Below are 2120 nucleotides of genomic sequence, written 5' to 3' on the forward strand. Positions count from 1 at the left end.
GTCAGACCGTTGCTCGCGCCGTCCTGGTTGATGGCCGTGCCGCGAATGACGGCCAGCACCTGGTGGCCGTTGCGCTGGGCGTCCGACAGCCGCTCCAGCAGAAGCACACCGACGCCCTCGGCCGGTCCGAAGCCGTCGGCGGCGGCGGAGAACGGCTTGCAGCGGCCGTCGGCTGCCAGGCCACGCTGACGGCTGAAGCCGACGAAGGTCCACGGCGTGGACATGATCGCGGTGCCGCCGGCCAGGGCCAGCGGGCATTCGCCTCGCCGCAGCGACTGCACGGCCATGTGCAGGGCCACCAGCGAGGACGAGCAGGCGGTGTCGACGGCCACGGCGGGGCCCTCGAACCCGAAGGCGTAGGCGAGGCGCCCGGAGGTGACGCTGAGGGCGTTTCCGGTGACCAGGTAGCCCTCGACGCCGTTCGAGGGGTCGTGGGTGCCGGTGCCGTATCCGTGCGTGCCCGCACCGACGAAGACGCCGGTCTCGGTGCCCTTCAGGGACGCGGGGTCGATGCCCGCGCGTTCGAACGCCTCCCAGCCGGTCTCCAGGAGCAGCCGCTGCTGCGGGTCCATCGCGGTCGCTTCACGCGGTGAGATCCCGAAGAACGCCGGGTCGAAACCGGCGGCGTCGGCCACGAAGCCGCCGTGGCGTGTGTACGTCTTCCCGGGCGCCTCGGGGTCGGTGTCGTACAGCCCGTCCACGTCCCAGCCGCGGTCCGCGGGGAACGCGGAGATGGCGTCGCGGCCCTCGGTCAGCAGCTCCCACAGTTCCTCGGGTGACCGGACGCCGCCGGGCAGACGGCAGCTCATCGCGACGATGGCGATGGGCTCCTCGTCCGACGCGGCCCGGACCGCGGGCGCCGGGGCCGTGGGGGCGTCGTCCTGGCGGCCGAGCAGCTCGCCGTACAGGTGGTCGACCAGGGCGACGGGCGTCGGGTGGTCGAAGATGAGGGTGGCCGGCAGCCGGCAGCCGGTTGCGGTGTTGAGCCGGTTGCGCAGTTGGACCGCGGTGAGGGAGTCGAAGCCGTGTTCCTTGAAGGAGAGTTCGGGCTCGATGCCGTCCGGTGTGGCGTGCCCGAGCACTCCGGCGGCCTGGTCCTGCACCAGGCGCAGCAGGATTCGTCGCCGTTCCGCCTCCCCCGCGCGCAGCAGGCTTCGGCGCAGGGCCGACTCGTCCCCGTCCGCCGCCTGGGCCAGCGCGCGCCGGTTCACGTGGTTCCGGCCCGGCCCGTCGGCCGCGCCGCGGAGGGCGAGGTCGGTCACGGCCGTCAGCTGCTCCGGCGACACGGGCCGCGTCACCAGGGCGTCCACGGTCGCGACCGGCGTTCCCGCCGCGTCGGCGACCAGCACCGACCACCCGTCGGGCCCGGCCGGCGCGAGCCGCACCCGCAGCATCGAGGCACCGGTCGCGGACAGTGACACGCCGCGCCAGACGAAGGGCAGCCGTGTGTCCCCGGCTGCATCACGGTCCAGGGCCGCCGAGCCCAGGCCCGCTTGCAGGGCCGTGTCGAGCAGCACAGGGTGCAGCCCGTAGCGGGTCACGTCCGCTCGTTCCGCCTGCGGCAGCGTCACCTCGGCGAACACCTCGTCGCCACGCCGCCAGACCGCCTCGAGCCCACGGAACACCGAACCGTAGGACACGCCGGTCTCGGCCAGCCGGTCGTAGAAACCGGCCAGGTCCACCGTCTCGGCCTCGGCCGGCGGCCACTCGCTCAGCTCGCCGTCCGCCGTGTGTCCCTCGGCCACGGTGTGGAGAACAGCGGAGGCATGCCGGGTCCAGGGCCCCTCCCCGGAGTCCTCGGCGCGTGTGTACACCTCCGCGGAACGCGCCCCGTTCCCGTCCGGTCCGCCGACGACCACTTGGACCTGTACGGCGCCCCGCTCCGGCAGCGCCAACGGCGCCTCCAGCGTCAGCTCCTCCACCAGGTCACAGCCGACCGCGTCCCCGGCTCGCAACGCCAGTTCGACGAAGACGGAAGCCGGCAGGAGCGGCGTGCCCTGCACCAAGTGTCCGGCGAGCCAGGGGTGCGTACGCAGCGACCAGCGACCGGTCAGCAGCACCCCGTCCGAGGCGGGCAGCGTCACGGCGGCGCCCAGCAGGGGGTGATCGGCGGACGAGAG

At 73.8% G+C, this 2120-nt stretch carries 1 protein-coding gene; it reads right to left on the bottom strand.

Annotation, left to right across the window (positions count from 1 at the left end; translation table 11 throughout):
• The coding region (locus GTW67_RS04860; protein WP_202436826.1) for a beta-ketoacyl synthase N-terminal-like domain-containing protein at positions 1-2120 on the bottom strand (2120 nt) is incomplete at both ends.

Origin of the sequence: Streptomyces sp. SID5910 (assembly GCF_009862125.1) — a bacterium.
GTDB lineage: Bacteria > Actinomycetota > Actinomycetes > Streptomycetales > Streptomycetaceae > Streptomyces.